The sequence below is a fragment of the Oceaniovalibus guishaninsula JLT2003 genome, from assembly GCF_000299575.1.
GTDB classification, from domain to species: domain Bacteria; phylum Pseudomonadota; class Alphaproteobacteria; order Rhodobacterales; family Rhodobacteraceae; genus Palleronia; species Palleronia guishaninsula.
In genome coordinates this window covers 99678-117698 of sequence record NZ_AMGO01000011.1, presented here as the reverse complement: position 1 = coordinate 117698, position 18021 = coordinate 99678, and the positions used below count along the sequence as shown (strand labels likewise).

At 67.0% G+C, this 18021-nt stretch carries 16 protein-coding genes; 13 read left to right on the top strand and 3 right to left on the bottom strand.

Annotation, left to right across the window (positions count from 1 at the left end; genetic code table 11):
• Positions 1 to 38 precede the first annotated feature (38 nt).
• Positions 39 to 1844 carry a phosphogluconate dehydratase gene (gene edd, locus OCGS_RS04105; protein WP_007425968.1) on the top strand — a complete coding sequence of 602 codons (1806 nt, stop codon included), beginning with the start codon at positions 39 to 41 and terminating at the stop codon, positions 1842 to 1844.
• Between the two features lie 32 nt (positions 1845 to 1876).
• Complete coding sequence (locus OCGS_RS04100; protein WP_007425967.1) at positions 1877 to 2521, top strand: bifunctional 4-hydroxy-2-oxoglutarate aldolase/2-dehydro-3-deoxy-phosphogluconate aldolase; 645 nt, start codon at positions 1877 to 1879, stop codon at positions 2519 to 2521.
• Here OCGS_RS04100 and OCGS_RS04095 read toward each other — a convergent pair.
• Positions 2518 to 5286, bottom strand: coding sequence for a [protein-PII] uridylyltransferase family protein (locus OCGS_RS04095; RefSeq protein WP_007425966.1), 2769 nt, complete (start codon positions 5284 to 5286; stop codon positions 2518 to 2520). The two genes, OCGS_RS04100 and OCGS_RS04095, sit on opposite strands and share 4 nt — an antisense overlap.
• A gap of 148 nt (positions 5287 to 5434) precedes the next feature.
• Between OCGS_RS04095 and OCGS_RS04090 the strand changes: the two genes are divergently transcribed.
• The 3 genes from OCGS_RS04090 to OCGS_RS04080 all read left to right on the top strand — a co-directional run bounded on the left by OCGS_RS04090 (position 5435) and on the right by OCGS_RS04080 (position 7269).
• Complete coding sequence (locus OCGS_RS04090; protein ID WP_007425965.1) at positions 5435 to 5851, top strand: DUF2852 domain-containing protein; 417 nt, start codon at positions 5435 to 5437, stop codon at positions 5849 to 5851.
• Positions 5852 to 5918: 67 nt separating this feature from the next.
• Entirely contained in the window at positions 5919 to 6362 is a 444-nt protein-coding gene (locus OCGS_RS04085) for an RDD family protein (protein WP_040610516.1), read from the top strand.
• Positions 6363 to 6441: 79 nt separating this feature from the next.
• Positions 6442 to 7269 carry an arginyltransferase gene (locus OCGS_RS04080; RefSeq protein ID WP_007425963.1) on the top strand — a complete coding sequence of 276 codons (828 nt, stop codon included), beginning with the start codon at positions 6442 to 6444 and terminating at the stop codon, positions 7267 to 7269.
• 4 nt (positions 7270 to 7273) lie between these two features.
• On the opposite strand, the gene OCGS_RS04075 is transcribed toward OCGS_RS04080, so the two are convergent.
• Complete coding sequence (locus OCGS_RS04075; RefSeq protein ID WP_007425962.1) at positions 7274 to 8302, bottom strand: YihY/virulence factor BrkB family protein; 1029 nt, start codon at positions 8300 to 8302, stop codon at positions 7274 to 7276.
• A gap of 240 nt (positions 8303 to 8542) precedes the next feature.
• Between OCGS_RS04075 and OCGS_RS04070 the strand changes: the two genes are divergently transcribed.
• Entirely contained in the window at positions 8543 to 10297 is a 1755-nt protein-coding gene (locus tag OCGS_RS04070; RefSeq protein ID WP_007425961.1) for an acetolactate synthase 3 large subunit, read from the top strand.
• A 62-nt stretch (positions 10298 to 10359) separates the two neighbouring features.
• Complete coding sequence (gene ilvN / locus OCGS_RS04065) at positions 10360 to 10926, top strand: acetolactate synthase small subunit (RefSeq protein WP_007425960.1); 567 nt, start codon at positions 10360 to 10362, stop codon at positions 10924 to 10926.
• On the opposite strand, the gene OCGS_RS04060 is transcribed toward ilvN, so the two are convergent.
• Positions 10923 to 12041, bottom strand: coding sequence for an acetoin utilization protein AcuC (locus OCGS_RS04060; RefSeq protein WP_007425959.1), 1119 nt, complete (start codon positions 12039 to 12041; stop codon positions 10923 to 10925). The genes ilvN and OCGS_RS04060 overlap by 4 nt on opposite strands.
• A 155-nt stretch (positions 12042 to 12196) precedes the next feature.
• On the opposite strand from OCGS_RS04060, the gene OCGS_RS04055 reads away from it, so the two are divergent.
• From OCGS_RS04055 to OCGS_RS04030, 6 genes are all read left to right on the top strand, one after another.
• Positions 12197 to 12706 carry an NUDIX hydrolase gene (locus tag OCGS_RS04055; RefSeq protein ID WP_007425958.1) on the top strand — a complete coding sequence of 170 codons (510 nt, stop codon included), beginning with the start codon at positions 12197 to 12199 and terminating at the stop codon, positions 12704 to 12706.
• 61 nt (positions 12707 to 12767) lie between these two features.
• A complete protein-coding gene (locus OCGS_RS04050; protein ID WP_040610513.1) occupies positions 12768 to 13166 on the top strand; it encodes a DUF1178 family protein in 399 nt (132 codons plus the stop codon).
• 11 nt (positions 13167 to 13177) lie between these two features.
• Positions 13178 to 13822 carry an SDR family NAD(P)-dependent oxidoreductase gene (locus OCGS_RS04045; RefSeq protein ID WP_007425956.1) on the top strand — a complete coding sequence of 215 codons (645 nt, stop codon included), beginning with the start codon at positions 13178 to 13180 and terminating at the stop codon, positions 13820 to 13822.
• Positions 13823 to 13886: 64 nt separating this feature from the next.
• Entirely contained in the window at positions 13887 to 14546 is a 660-nt protein-coding gene (locus tag OCGS_RS04040) for an ABC transporter ATP-binding protein (protein WP_007425955.1), read from the top strand.
• Complete coding sequence (locus tag OCGS_RS04035) at positions 14543 to 16951, top strand: ABC transporter permease (protein WP_007425954.1); 2409 nt, start codon at positions 14543 to 14545, stop codon at positions 16949 to 16951. The genes OCGS_RS04040 and OCGS_RS04035 overlap by 4 nt, the downstream gene beginning before the upstream one ends.
• Positions 16941 to 18014, top strand: coding sequence for a lipocalin-like domain-containing protein (locus OCGS_RS04030; protein WP_083848192.1), 1074 nt, complete (start codon positions 16941 to 16943; stop codon positions 18012 to 18014). The genes OCGS_RS04035 and OCGS_RS04030 overlap by 11 nt, the downstream gene beginning before the upstream one ends.
• Positions 18015 to 18021: the final 7 nt, after the last annotated feature.

Genomic DNA, 18021 nt, shown 5'->3' with positions numbered 1-18021 from the left:
CCGTGCTAGGACATCGGCTGCACAGATCGGAGACGGACATGCCTCTCGACCAGACCATTGCCACCGTTACGGCCCGTATCGTCGAGCGCAGCAGACCGACGCGCGACGCCTATCTGGATCGGATGCAGCGCGCGGCCGGCGAAGGGCCGAAACGGGCGCACCTCACTTGCGGCAACCAGGCGCATGCCTATGCGGCCGCCGGCGCCGATCAGGACAAGCTGGCCACCGGGTCGCAGCCCAACCTTGGCATCGTGACCGCCTATAACGATATGCTCAGCGCACATCAGCCGTTCGAACGGTTTCCGGCCCTGATCCGCGAGGCCGCGCGCCGCACGGGCGCAACGGCACAGGTTGCCGGGGGCGTTCCGGCGATGTGCGATGGCGTCACCCAGGGACAGCCGGGGATGGAGCTGTCGCTTTTCTCGCGCGATGTCATCGCCTTGGCGGCCGGTGTGGGATTGTCGCACGATGTCTTCGACGCGGCGCTTTACCTTGGCGTCTGCGACAAGATCGTGCCGGGCCTCGTCATCGCCGCCGCGACCTTCGGGCACATCCCGGCGGTGTTTCTGCCGGCCGGACCGATGACGAGCGGATTGCCCAACGACGAAAAGTCGCGGGTGCGGCAGCAATTCGCCGCCGGAGAGGTCGGCCGCGACAAGCTGATGGAGGCCGAAATGGCGTCCTATCACGGACCGGGCACCTGCACCTTCTACGGAACCGCGAATACCAACCAGATGCTGATGGAGTTCATGGGCCTGCATCTGCCGGGCGCCAGTTTCGTCAATCCGAACACGCCCTTGCGCGACGCACTGACCATTGCCGGGGTGGAACGTGCCGCGCAGATCACGGCCCTTGGCAACGATTACCGTCCGGCCTGCCGGGTGCTGGACGAACGCGCCTTCGTCAACGGCATCGTAGGACTGATGGCGACGGGGGGATCCACCAACCTGATCATCCATTTGCCCGCCATGGCAAAAGCGGCCGGTATCATTCTGGATTTGCAGGATTTCGCCGATATATCGGCTGTCGTGCCGCTTCTGGCCAAGGTCTATCCGAACGGTCTGGCCGACGTGAACCACTTTCATGCGGCGGGTGGCCTTGCCTATCTGATCGGCGAATTGCTGGATGCCGGGTTGCTGCATGACGACACGCTGACCGTCGCTGGCGAGAGTTTGCAGGATTATACGAAGGAACCGGTGTTGGACGGCGAAACGGTGGCCTGGCGGACGGGGGATCGCCGGACGTTCAACGACAAGATCGTCAGGCCGGTATCGGACCCGTTCCAGAAGACCGGCGGCCTGGCCGATCTGTCGGGGAATCTGGGACGTTGCGCGATGAAGGTCAGCGCAGTTGCCCCGGACCGGCGCGTGATCGAGGCACCGGCGCGCATCTTTCATTCGCAAGAGGCCGTCAAGGATGCCTTCCGCCACGGCGAGTTCACCGAAGATACTGTCGTCGTCGTGCGCTTTCAGGGCCCCAAGGCGAACGGCATGCCCGAACTTCATTCGCTGACGCCGGTGCTGACGGTGTTGCAGGACCGCGGCCTGCGGGTCGCGCTGGTCACGGATGGCCGCATGTCGGGCGCAAGCGGCAAGGTTCCCGCGGCGATCCACCTGTCGCCCGAGGCGGCGGATGGCGGCCCGATCGCACGACTGCGCGACGGCGACAAGGTGCGCGTGGATGGAGAGCGCGGCACGATCGACGTTCTGGGGGTCGATCTGGACAGCCGCGATCCGGTAGCGGCCGACCTGTCGGGCACCGCTCACGGGCTTGGACGGGAATTGTTCGAGGTCTTTCGCCGCACGGTCGGTCCTGCCAGCGAGGGGGCGAGCGTCGTCGTATAAGCCCCTGTTCTGTATGCGAAAAGGAACGTCCCATGACCCCCGATGAAGCGTCCCGGCGGACCGAGGAGATCTGCCGCCTGGCCCCTGTCATTCCCGTTCTGGTCGTCAACGATCCGGCGGATGCCCGGTCCCTGGCCCGTGCGTTGATCGCCGGCGGCCTGCCCGCTTTGGAAGTCACCCTGCGAACCCCGGCAGCGCTCGAGGTTATCGCCGAGATGGCGCGCGAACCGGGCGGCTGCGTCGGGGCAGGCACGCTGCTCGGTCCCGACGATGTGGCGAGGGCCTGCGAGGCCGGGGCACGTTTCGGCGTCTCGCCCGGTGCCACGCCGTCCCTGCTGGACGCCGCCGAAGAAGCCGGGCTGCCGATGCTGCCGGGCGCCGCGACCGCGACCGAAGCGATGGCCCTTCTGGAACGCGGCTATACCGTGCAGAAGTTCTTTCCCGCCGAAGCCTCGGGCGGCGCTGCCGCGTTGAGGGCGATCGGCGCGCCCCTTCCACGCATCCGGTTCTGTCCGACAGGCGGCATCGGACTGGGCAATGCGCGCGACTATCTGACGCTGTCCAACGTTCTGTGTGTCGGCGGAAGCTGGGTGGCGCCCGAGGATCGGATCCGCGCCGGTGACTGGGACGGGATCACCGCCCTGGCGCGCGAGGCGGCCGGATTGACCGGAGTCTAGATGTCGCGGAAAAGCCGGTCGATAACGGATGCGGCGGCCTGGACAAGCCTGCCGGTTCTGGCGCGAAGCGTGTCGGGATCGTCCGTCGCCGTCTCGCGCATCAGGAATGCCTGACCGGCGGCCCCCAGGCTTTCGGGGTCCAGACTGTCCGCACCCAGCAGGCGTTCGACCATGCGGATCGCGGTCAGGTGATCGTGCGCCGCGACCAAATCGCCGTATTCGGATGGCGTCAGCAGACCGTCCCGTCGGCCCGCCGCAAGCTGGGCCGCTACAGCGCGCGCGGGACAGCCGGTCAGCAGCCCCAGGGCCGTTGCGGCAAGTTCGATATCCTGCAATCGGCCCGGCCCGGACTTAGTCTCGTCGGCGGCTTTGGCGGATCGCAGGCGCGCGCGCATGTCCGCCAAATCATGCCGGATCTTCAGCGTGTCGTGCGGCGCGGTCAGGATGGCGGTTCGGATTCGCTCTATCTCTGCCATGACCGGGGGCTCGCCCGCGACGGGATGCGCGCGGGTGAGGGCCAGATGTTCCCATGTCCAGGCATCGTTGCGCTGATAGGTCTCGAACGATGTCAGGGATGTGGCGACCGGCCCCTGCTGGCCCGAGGGACGCAGGCGCATATCGACCTCGTATAGCCGCCCCGCCGCCATGGGCGCCGACAGCGCCGTCACCAGCGCCTGCGTCAGACGCGCGTAATAGGGACGCACCGCCAGCGGCTTGCGCCCGTCGGACGCCTCGGTGTCGGCAGGATCGTAGACGACGATGAGGTCGAGGTCGGATCGCGCCGTCAATCGCCCGGCCCCCAGCGACCCCATGGCTACCACGGCGGCCCCCCGGCCCGGCGGCGGCCCGTGGCGCGCGGCGAACTCGGCCACGACCATGGGCCAGAGCGCTTGCAGCACCGTCCGCGCCAGCGCGGCATACTGATGGGAGGCCTGCGCGCCGTCGATCAGTCCGCGCAGGTGGTGGACGCCGATGCGGAAGTGCCAGTCACGCTGCCAGCGCCGCGTTTCGTCCAGCCGGGCCTCGTAATCGGCGGCCTTGGCGATCCGCCGATCCAGCCGCGCGGCAAGGTGATCGTCGTCGCGCCACGGGTCGAAGAAGCTGCCGCCGATGACCGCGTCCAGAACGGCGGAATTGCGGCCCAGATATTGCGCCAGTTGCGGCGACGTGCCGGCAATGTCGGCGATGAGGTCGGTCAGGTGCGGGTTCGCCTCGAACAGCGAGAAAAGCTGCACGCCGGCGGGCAGACCGGCAAGGAAGCCGTCGAAGGCCATCAGGGCCTGGTCGGGCCTCGGGGTCGCCAGAAGCGCCGTCATCATCCGGGGCAGGATGCGGTCGAAGATGTCGAGCGCCCGTTCGGACCGCAACAGCGGCAGCGCGCGCCACCTTGCGATGACAGCGCGCTGTTCGTCGGTGAGGTCTGGCATCCCGTCCGAAGGGCGGTCAGGCGCGAAGAAGCTTTCGGTAAGCCGCTCAACCCGTGCAAGGCGATCGCCGACCTCGCCTCGCAGCAACCGGGTGTCGGTGCCCATCAGCGCGGCCAGACGCTCGAACCCGGCAGAATTGGTCGGAAGCGCATGGGTCTGGGCATCGGCGATCATCTGAAGGCGGTGCTCCACCTCGCGATGGGCACGGTAATCCGCGATCAGCGTCGTGCAGGTATCGGCGCCGATCCAGCCCGCATCCCGCAACCGTTCAAGCCCCGCGACCGTCTGCGACACACGCAGCGACGGATCGCGGCCGCCCGCGATGATCTGCCGCGTCTGGGTGAAAAACTCGATCTCGCGGATGCCGCCCCGGCCCAGCTTCATGTCGTGCCCTTCAAGAACCAGGGGGCCGTGCAGCCCGCGATGGTCGCGGATGCGCAAACGCATGTCGTGGGCGTCGCGGATGGCGGCGAAATCCAGATGCCGCCGCCATACGAAGGGCCGCAGGCGGTCGAGATAGGCCATTCCGGCGGCAATGTCGCCCGCGCAGGGCCGCGCCTTGATGTGGGCGGCGCGTTCCCATGTGCGGCCCAGCTGTTCGTAATAGCTTTCCGCGCCGGAGGCGCTCATCACGATGGGCGTGACGCCGGGATCGGGCCGCAGGCGCAGGTCGGTGCGAAAGACATACCCGTCCGGTCCCGTATCGCTAAGCAGCGCCATCGCGCGCCGGACCGCCTTGACGAAGACCGAGCGGACCGTCGCCACGTCGCCCGGCGCATAGCGCTCGTCGTCGAAAAGGCAGATGAGGTCGATATCGGACGAGTAGTTCAGTTCATTCGCGCCCATCTTGCCCATGGCCAGCACAAACAGGCCCCCTGCCGTGGCAACGTCGTCCGGTCCCTGCCCCGGCAACCGTCCGCGTGCGATCTCGATCCCCACCTCGCGCGTGACGGCGCGCGCGACGGCAAGGTCGGCCAACCCGGTCAGCGCGCCGGTCACATCCTTCAGCGGCCAGACGCCTGCCAGGTCGGCCAAGGCCGTCAGCAGACCGATCCGGCGCTTGGCCAGACGCAGCGCGGCGGCCAGTTCGCGGTCGTCGGCGGCGCGCAGATCGTCCAGAGCGGATCGCAGCGCGCGCTCGGGCGCATCCTGAAGCGCTGCGGCTATCCACTGCGCTTCGCGGCGGATCAGGTCGGCCAGATGCGGCGACGATCCCGCGGCGCCGACTAGAAGGTCGCCAAGCGGCGACGGCATGGACGGGCAGGATGCAAGGGCGTCCTTTGCGCGGTCGGGTTCGTGCGGACGCGGCAGGCGGGTGATGCGGTCGGCGAAGGTCATGGACCAGGGTGAGACTAGGCCCTTGGCAGGGTCAAGCGCACGCGACCGCCCGCCTGATGTAAATAACTTTCACATGCCGCTTGACGGGAAACCCGGCGGCACCCATTTCGGAAATGTGAAACGCTTTAACATGGGAAGGACCATGACGATGACCACTTATGCCGATCTGCCGCAATCCCGGCCGAACTGGTTCGTTCGCGCGGAAAGCTGGATGGACGAACGAGGCAAGGGCGCCTGGATCGCCGCGATGGTGCTGGGCTTCATCCTGTTCTGGCCCGTCGGTCTGGCCATCCTGGCCTACATGCTCTGGGGAAGGAAATTCTCGATGTCGAAAGGATGCCGCATGCGTGCCCGGAGCGGATTAGCCATGACCCGTTCGACCGGCAACTCGGCTTTCGATGCCTACCGCGCCGAGACCCTGCGGCGGTTGGAGGAGGAACAGGACGCGTTCCAGGCCTTCCTCGAACGGCTGCGCGACGCCAAGGACAAGGCCGAGTTCGACCAGTTCATGAGCGACCGTGCCCGCAAATCGCAGCGTCAGGACGACGAAGCGGTGGACGCCTGACCGTTCCGTTCCCATATCGACCCGGCCTGCCCCGAAGGGTGGGCCGCCATTCATGCAGGACAAGACCATGACCGCCATCGGCCTTCCCGACCCGACCCTGCACGCCGCCTTCTATGACAGCGTGCCGACCAAGCGTCTTCTGGCATGGGTGCTGGATTTCACGCTGATCGCCCTGTTGTCGCTGGTGCTGATGCCGCTGACGCTGTTCACCGCGATCTTCTACTTTCCGGTGTTCTTCCTGGTGATCGGGATAGCCTATCGCTGGGTGACACTGGCGCGAGGCTCGGCGACATGGGGCATGCGGGCCCTGTCGATCGAGTTGCGCGATCTGCGCGGACAGCGGCTGGATCCGATCACCGCCTTTCTGCACACCGCCCTCTATACCGCCGCGATGGCGTTCTTCCCGGCGCAGCTGATCTCTGTCGCGTTGATGCTGATCACGCCGCGCGGGCAGGGTCTGGTCGATCTTGCACTGGGCACCGCGATGATCAATCGCGCTGCCGATGACTGACAGATCTGGCCCCGCGCGCGGGGGCTTGGCGGGCGCAGGCGGCGTTGCTAGGCTTTTGCCGGGAACGCCGTGGGGAGCCATGCGACACAGCCTGCCGATCGCGCCGCAATTCTATGTGACCGCCGCCCAGCCCTGCCCCTATCTGGCCGGCCGGACCGAGCGCAAGCTGTTCACCGCCCTGCAGGGCGATACGGCGGAATTGCTGAACGACGCGCTGAGCAAGCAGGGATTCCGGCGAAGCCAGAACGTGCTCTATCGTCCGGCCTGCGCGGAATGCGCATCCTGCCTTTCCGCCCGCATCCGCGTCGCCGACTTTCGGCCCTCCCGGACCCAGAAGCGCGTGATGCGCCGCAACGCGCCGCTGACGCGCCGGTTCAGCGCGCCGTGGGCCACCGAGGATCAGTTCGCGCTGTTCCGCCGCTATCTGGACAGCCGCCATGCCGACGGGGGCATGGCCGATATGGACATCTTCGAATTCGCCGCGATGATCGAGGAAACGCCGATCCGCAGCCGGGTCGTCGAGTATACCGCGCGGGATGGGGATGGCGGGACAGATCTGGCTGCCGTGTGCCTGACAGACCTTCTCGATGACGGGCTGAGCATGGTCTATTCGTTCTACGATCCCGACCGGCGCGGGGATTCGCTGGGCACCCATGCCATCCTCGATCACATCGAGATCGCGCGCGAGGCGGGGCTGCCCTTCGTCTATCTGGGCTATTGGGTGCCGGGCAGCGCCAAGATGGGATACAAGGCTCAGTTCGACGCGCTGGAAATCTATGTCGGCGGGGCATGGCGGGCGTTGAGGGACCCGGCCGCGCAAACCGAAATCGGCCGGCCCCGGACGGCCGAGCCGATTGCCGAACAGGTCGCGCGGATCGACCTGCCCGATTCGGTGGCGCGCGGCTGAGCCGTCAGTCGGTCGCCGGCCCCAGGTTGTCGGCCTTGACCGCCCCGCGCTGGCCCATCGGCTGGCTTTTCCCGACCGTGCTGTCGTGCCGCGTCTGCGCTTCCATCTCGCTGTCGATCTCGGCCCCCAGAAGGACGATATAGGCCGACAGCCACAGCCACATCAGCAGCACGATGACACCGCCCAACGCACCGAAGGTTTCGTTGTAGTTGGCGAAGTTGCGGACATAGATCGCGAAGGCGCCCGTGCCCACGACCCACAGGATGCAGGCGATGCCCGCTCCCGGCGTGATCCAGCGCCATTTCGGCGCGTCGCGCGACGGGCCGTAACGATAGGAGATGGCAAGCCCGGTTGCCGCGATCAGCATCAGCAGCGGCCAGCGCAGTACCAGAACGACAGTCTGGGTGAAGTTCTGAAGCGGCAGGAACGACAGGATCAGCGGCAACCCCACCGCCACGGCGATGGCCAGAAGCAGGCCGACGATGACGCCCAGCGTCAGGGCCAGTTTCGTCACCTGATACATGACGAACCCGCGGTCTTCTTCTTCGTCATAGGCGATGTTCATGCCCTGCATGAGCGAGCCGAGGCCCTTGGACGACGAATAGATGGCGATCAGGATGCCGACGATGGCCGCCAGCCCCAGCCCGCCGCCGCCGCCGGCAGCCACGTCGCGCGCCTGCCCGATGATGATCTCGGCCGCCTGCGCAGGCAGGATCTGCGTCAACTGGTCCATCTGCGCCACGACCTCTTGCGGATCGACGATCAAACCGGCGATGGCCATGACGGCGGCGATGCCCGGAAAGATGGCCAACAGGCCGTAGAACGCCACGCCGGCCGCGACCAGGCCGACGCGGTCACGAGTGATTTCGTCCTTCACGCGCAGGGCGATGTCCTTCCAGCCCTTCGCGGGAATCTGGGTTGGACTCGTCGCGCCGCGTCCGCGACCGGCGTTCTTGGGGTTTTGGGCGGGCCGGGATCCGTCCCTGATGGCTGCCGCTCCGGGCGTTATGCGGGCTCGGGTCTTGCGCGCCATTCGTTCCTCCGTTCTGGCCAATCAGCGAACGTCGCCTGCCGCACACTCGTTCCGGCAGGGCGCGCCGCAAGGTCGCATCAATGCGATCACGCAATAATGTTTCCTTGCTGCTTATGCCAGAGATATAAAACACTATGACGTCGGTTGACCCCGCCCGGTCTACGGAATAACCGTCGAACGTGCGTGAGAGGCCCTTCGACGAGCCTTCATCGCGACACATTCGTGTATGAGGACGGGACGATGACCAGACAGATGACCGGGGCGCAGATGGTGGTGCAGGCGCTGAAGGATCAGGGCGTCGACGTGGTCTTCGGCTATCCCGGCGGCGCGGTCCTGCCGATCTATGACGAGATCTTTCAGCAGAACGATATCCGTCATGTCCTGGTGCGTCACGAACAGGCCGCCGTGCATGCAGCCGAGGGCTATGCCAGATCGACCGGAAAGCCGGGCGTCTGTCTGGTGACGTCCGGGCCCGGCGCCACCAATGCCGTAACCGGGCTGACGGATGCGCTGATGGACAGCATTCCCATCGTCGTGCTGACCGGCCAGGTCCCGACCTTCATGATCGGCAACGATGCCTTCCAGGAAGCCGACACGGTCGGCATCACCCGCCCCTGCACCAAGCACAACTGGCTGGTGAAGGAGACGGACCGCCTGGCCGCCACCATCCACGAGGCGTTTCATGTAGCCGTCAGCGGCCGGCCCGGCCCGGTCCTGGTCGATATTCCCAAGGACGTGCAGTTCGCCAGCGGATCCTACCAGCCCAAGGACCGTGCGCCGACGCATCGCTACAACCCGCGCATCGAGGGCGACCCCGAGACGATTGCACTGCTGGCCGAAGCGATGCAGACGGCCAAGCGCCCGATCCTCTATACCGGCGGGGGGGTCATCAATTCGGGGCCGCGCGCCAGCCAGCTTCTGCGCGAGCTGGCGGCTGAGACGGGATTTCCCGTCACCTCGACGCTGATGGGTCTGGGCGCCTATCCCGCCTCGGGCGAGGCATGGCTGGGAATGCTGGGCATGCACGGACTTTACGAGGCCAATCTGGCCATGCATGGCTGCGACCTGATGATCAATATCGGCGCGCGGTTCGACGACCGCATCACCGGACGGGTCGAGGATTTCAGCCCCCGGTCGCGCAAGGCGCATATCGACATCGACCCCAGCAGCATCAACAAGGTGATCCATGTCGACATGCCCATCGTGGGCGATGTCGCGTCGGTGCTGGAAGACCTGCTGGAGGTGTGGCGCGGCATGGGATCGCGCACCGACAAGGCGGCCCTGAAGAAGTGGTGGGGGCAGATCGGCGAGTGGCGCAAGGTCGATTGCCTGGCGTTCCGGCAGTCCGACAAGGCGATCAAGCCCCAGCATGCGATGAAGCGGCTGGAAGCGCTGACCCGTGGGCACGACCGCTATATCTGCACCGAGGTCGGGCAGCATCAGATGTGGGCGGCGCAGTATCTGGATTTCGAGGAACCGAACCGCTGGATGACCTCGGGCGGTCTGGGGACGATGGGGTACGGCCATCCGGCCAGCATCGGCGTGCAGATGGCGCATCCGGGCGCGCTGGTCATCAACGTCGCGGGCGAGGCGTCGTGGCTGATGAACATGCAGGAGCTGGGCACGGCGATTCAGTATCGCCTGCCGGTCAAGCAGTTCATCCTCAACAACGAACGACTGGGCATGGTGCGCCAATGGCAGGAACTGCTGCACGGCGAGCGGTATTCGCATAGCTGGTCCGAGGCACTGCCCGATTTCGTCAAGCTGGCCGAAGCGTTCGGCGCGAAGGGCATCAAATGTTCGGACCCGGCCGATCTGGACGACGCCATCCGCGAGATGATCGCGCATGACGGGCCGGTCCTGTTCGATTGTCTGGTCGAGAAGCACGAGAACTGTTTCCCGATGATCCCCTCGGGCAAGCCGCATAACGAGATGCTGCTGGCTAATGCCGGGTTGCAGGGCGGCGTCACGGCGGTGGGCGCGGTTCTGGTCTGAACCGACGGACCGGGGCGCCGCCCCGGACCCCGAGGTATTTGCGGAAAGATGAAGAGGGCCGGATGTCTCAATTGAAGTTGAAGCGCGGATCGTCCAGCCATTCGGCCTACGACCTGCGCGACCCCCATTCCGATATCGTCGAGACGCATACTCTGGCGGTCCTCGTCGACAACGAGGCGGGCGTGCTGGCGCGGGTGATCGGGCTGTTTTCGGGGCGCGGCTACAACATCGAAAGCCTGACCGTGGCCGAGATCGACAAGGCCGGCCATACCAGCCGCATTACCATCGTCACCACCGGAACGCCTGCCGTCATCGAGCAGATCAAGGCGCAGCTCGGCCGGATCGTGCCGGTGCACGACGTGCACGACCTGACCGTCGAGGGGGCCACGGTCGAGCGGGAACTCGCGTTGTTCAAGGTGGCGGGAACGGGCGACAAGCGGGTCGAGGCGATGCGTCTTGCGGACATTTTCCGCGCCAACGTGGTCGACAGCACGTTGACGAGCTTCGTGTTCGAGATCACCGGAACGCCCGAGAAGGTGGAGGCCTTCGCCGAACTCATGCGTCCCCTCGGGCTGGTCGAGGTCGCGCGGACCGGCGTGGCCGCCCTGTCGCGCGGAACGGCGTCCTAGACCCACACCGCCGCGCGCGCGGCGAGGATGTCGAGGCGCGCCGTCACCTCGTCACGAACGGGGCCGGGGCGGGGTTCGTCGAGGAGGGTCCGGGTGAGGTAAGGCTGGGGCATCTGTCTGCGCCCCGCCTTCTGCCAGTCGAGCGCGCCGAGCACGGCCTGCGCCCGTGCGGGCAAACGATTGGGCAGGTCGGCACCGCTCAGCAGGCCCCAGACGGCCGTCCACAGGCGCCCGACGCTCCAGGGGTTGTAGCCGCCGCCGCCCAGGACCAGCAGGCGCGGTGCCAGCGGCATCAGATCGCGAAGCAGATCGAGGTGTGCCCGGTTCGACAAGGCGAGACGCGACAGCGGATCTTCCAGAAGGGCATCCGCCCCGCATTGCACGATCAGCGCCTCTGGCCTGAAAGCCTGTACGCGGGGCAGGATGAGGGCCTGCGCGATCGACGCCATTTCGGTATCGTTCAGACCGCGCGGCACCGGCATGTTCCAGACGTTGCCCGCGCCGCGATCTTCCAGCGCGCCGGTGAAGGGCCAGCGCCGTTCCTCGTGCACCGAAACCAACAGGATATCGGGATCGTCGGCAAAACCGTGTTCGACCCCGTCGCAGTGATGGGCGTCAATATCGACATAGGCGATACGGGACAGGCCCTGACGCCGGAAGGCGAGGATCGCCAGTGCCGGATCGTTGAGATAGCAGAATCCGTTGGCGCGGTCCGGCATGCCGTGATGGGTGCCGCCGCCAGGATTGTGGACGATTCCGCCGTCGCGCAGCAGATGCGCGGCCAGCAGCGATCCGCCCGCCGCTGTCGCCGGCCTGCGAAAGACCTCGGGATAGACGGGATTGGCGGCCGTTCCCAATCCGAATCGCGCGGTGCTTGCCGGATCGACGCCGCCTTGGCGTTCGGCCTGTTGAAGCGCGGTCAGATAGGCCGGGTCGTGCCAGGCGGCGAGGGCCGTGGGCTTGGCGCGCGGCGACGTCAGATAACGGTCGGGTGGCAGCCATCCCAGGGCGCGCGCCAGATCCATGACGGTCGAGACGCGCGGGATGCGCAGAGGGTGCGACCCGCCATAGCTGGACCCGCGATAGATTTCGGATCCTATGAACCGCGCGGTCATGCGCGGCGAAGACCTGTCGGGCGGTGGGAAAGCGTGAAGACTTTGTTCATCCTGTCGAGATATGTCTTGCCGACAGGCCGTCAATTCGTGGCGCGCACTATGTTGCTTCGACGCAATAACGCACTATCGTTGTTATAATGAAAAGAATTGGACGCATGACGTTCACCGACAGGGCAGGACCGGACGAGATGATCGGCGAACGGGGCATGAGCGCCGCCTTGCGCATCGCCCCCACCCGCAAACGCGATGTGAGGACGCAATTCGGCGCGATCTGCTGGCGGATGCGACAGGACAGGCTGCGTCTTTGCCTGGTGACGACGCGCACGACGCGGCGTTGGATGGTGCCCAAAGGTTGGCCGATCAGCGGGGCGACCCCGGCCCAGGCTGCCGCGACAGAAGCGTTCGAGGAGGCGGGCGTCGAAGGCCGCATGGATGACCGGTGCGTCGGCTTCTTCCCCTATACGAAGGTGATGGACGATGGCCCTGCCCTGCCTTGCATCGTTGCCCTGTTCCCGTTGAGGGTGGACCGAGTGCACGACGACTGGCCCGAAGCGGCCGAGCGCGAAAGACGCTGGGTTTCGCCGCGCAAGGCATCGCAACTTGTCGCGTTACCCGAACTTGCCGTTCTCCTGCGGGACTTCGTTCCACCGTGCACCAGCCGGTGAAGCAACGATTGCAGCGATGACGGCGGATGCCTATCTGCACCGTTCCTGGACGGAAATGCCGATGATCCGATACGCCTTGAAATGCGCCGCCGATCACAGTTTCGACAGCTGGTTTCAGTCCGGCGACGCCTTCGAGGCGCTGTTGCGGGGTGGCCGGATTGCTTGTCCGGAATGCGGCGATACCGGGATCGTCAAGGCGCTGATGGCCCCGAGGGTCGCGGGCGACGCCAGTGCCGCCGCCCCGCCCGAGCATCCCCTGGCCGCCCTGCGCCGCCGGATCGAAAGGGAAGCCACCTATGTCGGGGCGGACTTCGCCACCGAGGCGCGGGCCATTCACGAAGGTGAGCGTCCGCATCGCAGCATCTATGGCGAAGCGCGGCCGACCGCGCTGCGCGGATTGATCGAGGACGGCGTTCCGGTGGCCCCCCTGCCCTTCATCCCCAAATCGCGGACGAATTGAGGAGGCAGGCGATGCGCGTCCTGATCGTGGGAGCGAGCCGTGGAATCGGCGCCGAGTTGGCCGATCTGTTCGCAGCACGCGGCGACGCGGTGATAGGCACGGCGCGCCGTCCGCTGCCTGGTCAGATCCCGCTCGATGTCAGGCAGCCCGAGCAGTTCGAAGCCTTGCATGATCGGCTGGCCGGGCAGCCCCTGGACCTTCTGGTGTGCAATGCGGGTATCCTGCCCGGCCGGAACGAAACGCTGGATCACGGCTATCCTGCGGCAATGTGGGCCGAGACCTTTGCCGTAAACGTCATGGGCGTGTTCCTGGCCGTTCAGGCGGTATTGCCGTCGCTGCGCGAGGCCGAGGGCAAAATCGCCATCCTGTCCAGTCAGCTCGGCAGTTCGACCCATGCGGGCGGCGGGCGGCTGATCTACCGCGCGTCCAAGGCGGCGGCGATCAATCTGGGACGCAATCTGGCGATCGAACTGGCCGCCGACGGCGTGGCCGTCGGCATCTATCATCCGGGTTGGGTGCGGACCGACATGGGCGGTCCGGATGCGGCGATCACGACGCGCCAGTCGGCTGCCGGACTGGCGGCACGGTTCGATGCCCTGACGGTTGCGACAACCGGTGTGTTCAAGACATGGGACGGACGGCCGCACGATCTTTGAGGCAGGCGCCCTATATGGCGGGCCTCGTGGCCGCGTATCGGCCGATGGATCGAGGGAGGGGCGGTTGCTGAACGTCGTCGATGTCACGAAATCCTATCCTGGCGCCGACGGCCCGGTGGCCGTTCTGCGCGGCGTGTCGTTGACGCTGATGGCGGGAGAGACATTGGCGCTGACGGGGGAGTCGGGTTCGGGCAAATCGACGTTGCTGCATCTTGTCGGCGGGCTCGATACGGCGGACGGGGGGCGGATCGTGCTGGAAGGGACGGACCTGACCCCGCTGGGCGACGGCGAGCGTGCGCGGATACGGCGAACCCTTGTCGGCGTCGTTTTCCAGCAGTTCAACCTGATCCCGTCCTTGAACGTGGCCGCGAACATCTCTTTCCAGGCACGTCTGGCGGGCGTGTCGGACAGGGACTGGAACGCGGCGCTGGCCGACCGTCTGGGGTTGACGCCGCATCTGGCGAAGTATCCCGAACAATTGTCGGGCGGGCAGCAGCAGCGGGTGGCCATCGGGCGCACGCTGGCCGCGCGACCGCGGCTTGTGCTGGCGGACGAGCCGACGGGCAATCTGGACGAAAAAAGCGGTGCGGCCGTTCTGGCGCTGATGCTGGACCTGGTGGCCGAAACCGGCGCGGCCCTGCTGACCGTCACCCATTCGCAGCGCCTGGCCTCGCGGATGGATCGCAGGCTGCTTCTGGAAGACGGCAAGGCGGTCGCCCGATGATCGGCGCGGGCCTGCAAGCGTTGCTGTCGCATTGGATGCGAAGGCCGTTCCAGTTGCTGACGCTGATGCTGGGACTGGCGACGGCGACCGCGCTCTGGTCAGGGGTGCAGGCCATCAATGCCGAGGCGCGCGCCAGCTATGACCGCGCGGCGGGCGTTCTGGCCGGGCCGCCGCGCGCGACGCTTCTGCCACGTGACGGCGATACGATCGCGCAGGATACCTATCTGGCGCTGCGCCGTGCCGGCTGGCCGGTCTCGCCCCTGATCGAGGGGCGGCTTCCGCTGCCCGGCGGCGCGCTGCGGCTGGTGGGCGTCGATCCCTTCACCCTGCCGCGGGACGATCTTCCACAGGGCACGGGCGATGCCGCGACCGGGCAGGATTTCATCGGGTCCGAGGGCCGTCTTCTGGTCGCGCCAGAGACGGCCGAGCGGCTGGATGGTGCCGACCTGCCGCCCGCGATACCGCTCGAGAGCGTCGCACCCGGCATCGCCTATGCCGATATCGGCGTGGCGCAACGTCTGCTGGGACTGGACGGCCGCATATCGCGGCTGGTGCTGACCGGAAAACCGGCCCTGGGCGCACCCCCGCTGGACCGGATCGCGCCCGAGCTGGAACGGCGCGCGCCGGAGAGCGGCGCCGACATCGCCGCGCTGACCGACAGCTTTCACCTGAACCTGACGGCGTTCGGGCTGCTCAGCTTCGCTGTCGGTCTGTTCATCGTGCGCGGCGCGGTCGGCCTGGCATTCGAACAGCGGCGCCCGGTCTTTCGCACCCTGCGCGCCCTGGGGCTGACGCGGGGCATCCTGCTGGCCCTGCTGATGGCCGAGCTGACGGTGCTGGCGCTGATCGCGGGCGCCATCGGCGTCGCTTTGGGCTGGCTGGTGGCGACGATGCTTCTGCCCGATGTGGCCGCTACGTTGCGCGGGCTTTACGGGGCCGAGGTTCAGGGCACACTGACCCTCCGCCCCAGCTGGTGGGCAACCGGCATCGGCATCGCGGTCGCGGGTACCGCCCTGTCGGCGGCGGGGTCGTTGTGGCAGGTCGCGCGACTGCCGTTGCTTGCCCCGGCGCAACCGCGCGCCTGGGCCCGCGCCAGCGTCGCGGCGTTGCGCTGGCAGGTCGCGGCCGCGATGGCGCTGGTCGCGGTTGCAATCGCACTGGCGCTGACGCCCTCGGGGCTGGTGGGCGGCTTCGTCCTTCTGGGCGCGTTGCTGGTGGCCGCGGCACTTCTTTTGCCGCCGCTGCTGCATGCGGCGCTGGCGGGGCTTGCGCGTTTCAGCCGGGGTCCGATGGGGGAATGGTTCTGGGCGGATACGCGCCAGCAGCTTCCCGGCCTCAGCCTCGCCCTGATGGCGCTGCTGCTGGCGCTGGCCGCGAATATCGGCGTCGGCACGATGGTGTCGTCCTTCCGGCTGACCTTTACGGGCTGGCTGGATCAGCGGCTTGCCTCCGAACTTTATGTCACCGCCAAAACCGAGGCTCAGGCGGCGGATTTGCTAGCCTTTCTGGCGCCGCGCACGACCGCGATCCTGCCGATCAAGAGCGTCGATATCCGCATCGGCGACGCACCGGGCGAAATCTATGGCGTGGCCGACGATCCGACCTATCGCGATAACTGGCCGTTGATCGCGGCGGGGCCGGATGTCTGGGACCGGGTGGCCGCGGGGCAAGCCGTTCTGGTGAACGAACAACTGGCCCGGCGCGACGGCTTGTGGCCCGGCAGTCGCGTGACGCTGCCCGGCGACTGGGACGCGCCGGTTGCCGGGGTTTACAGCGATTACGGCAACCCGCTGGCGCAGGTGCTGGTGGGTCTGGCCTCGTTCGACCGCATGTTCCCCCAGGCGCCCGAATTGCGCTTCGGCCTGCGCGTTCCCGAAGGGGCGGTGGCCGGCCTCAGACAGGCGCTGATCGACGAGTTCGGCCTGCCGCCCGACAACATGGTCGATCAGGCCAGCCTCAAGCAATTCTCGCTCGACGTGTTCGAGCGGACGTTCACCGTGACTGCGGCGCTGAACGTGCTGACGCTTTCGGTTGCCGGACTTGCGATTCTCACGTCGCTGTTGACGCTGGCCACCATGCGCCTGCCGCAGCTTGCACCGGTCTGGGCGCTGGGACTGACGCGGCGCAGGCTGGCGCTGCTGGAACTTCTGCGCGCCCTGCTGCTGGCGTTTCTGACGCTGATCGTCGCGCTGCCGGTTGGTCTGCTGCTGGCTTTCGTACTGCTGGCGGTCATCAACGTGCAGGCCTTCGGCTGGCGGCTGCCAATGCACGTCTTCCCATCGGACTGGATCTGGCTTGGGGGTCTGTCGCTGCTTGCGGCGGCGCTGGCGAGTCTGCCGCCCGCGTTGCAGCTGTCACGGATCCCGCCATCGCGCCTTCTGGGGGTTTTCGCGAATGAACGATGATCGCTGGTCCTTCGACAAACGCAGGCGGGCCTTGGTGCTGGGTGGGGCCGCCACCTTGGCTGCGCCGCCCGCCTGGACGCAGGGTTTCGCCGGGCTTGGCCGGTCGGCGGGCGATTTCGCACAGCCGGACCCCGATTACAGGTTCCGCTTTCCGCGCGATCACGGCCCGCATCCGTCCTTCCGCATCGAATGGTGGTATGTGACCGCGAACCTGGCTTTGGCGGATGGCACGCCCTGCGGCGTGCAATGGACGCTTTTCCGCTCGGCCCTTGCGCCCGAAGGGCCGGTCACGGGTTGGCAGACGCCGCAGGCCTGGATGGGCCACGCGGGGTTGACGCTGCCAGACCGCCACTTCGCGGCGGAGCGGCTGGCGCGGGGTGGAATCGGACAGGCCGGGGTCGTCGCGGAACCGTTTGCCGCCTGGATCGACGAATGGCGGATGGCCGGTCCGTCGCTGTCATCGGTACGGATGCAGGCCACGGGCCCCGATTTCGGTTATGACCTGACCTTGGCGGCAAGCGGCCCTTTCGTCGCGCAGGGCATCGGCGGCTATTCGGTGAAATCGGCGGCGGGTCAGGCGAGCCACTATTATTCGCAGCCGTTCTATCGGGTGGAAGGCAACCTGCTTTTCCCGGATGGGCCGCGCGCCGTTACCGGGCGCGCATGGCTCGACCGGGAATGGTCGTCGCAACCGCTGGAAGCGGGGCAGACGGGGTGGGACTGGTTTTCCCTGCATCTGGGCGCGGGCGAGAAACTGATGGGATTCCGACTGCGCGGGACGTCCGACTTCACGGCCGCGACCTGGATCGACGCCGACGGAACGCCGCATCCGATGCCCGACGGGGCGTTTCAGGCCGATCCCCGACGCCATGTCACCGTCGCAGGGCGTCGGGTCCCCGTCGCGTGGCGGCTGAGGCTGGCGCAGAAGGGTCTCGACATTCGACTGGCCGCTCTCAACGAGCAGGCATGGATGCCGCTGGCGTTTCCCTATTGGGAAGGACCGGTGACATTCGAGGGGTCTCACGATGGCGCGGGATATCTGGAGATGACCGGATACGAATGACCGCGCC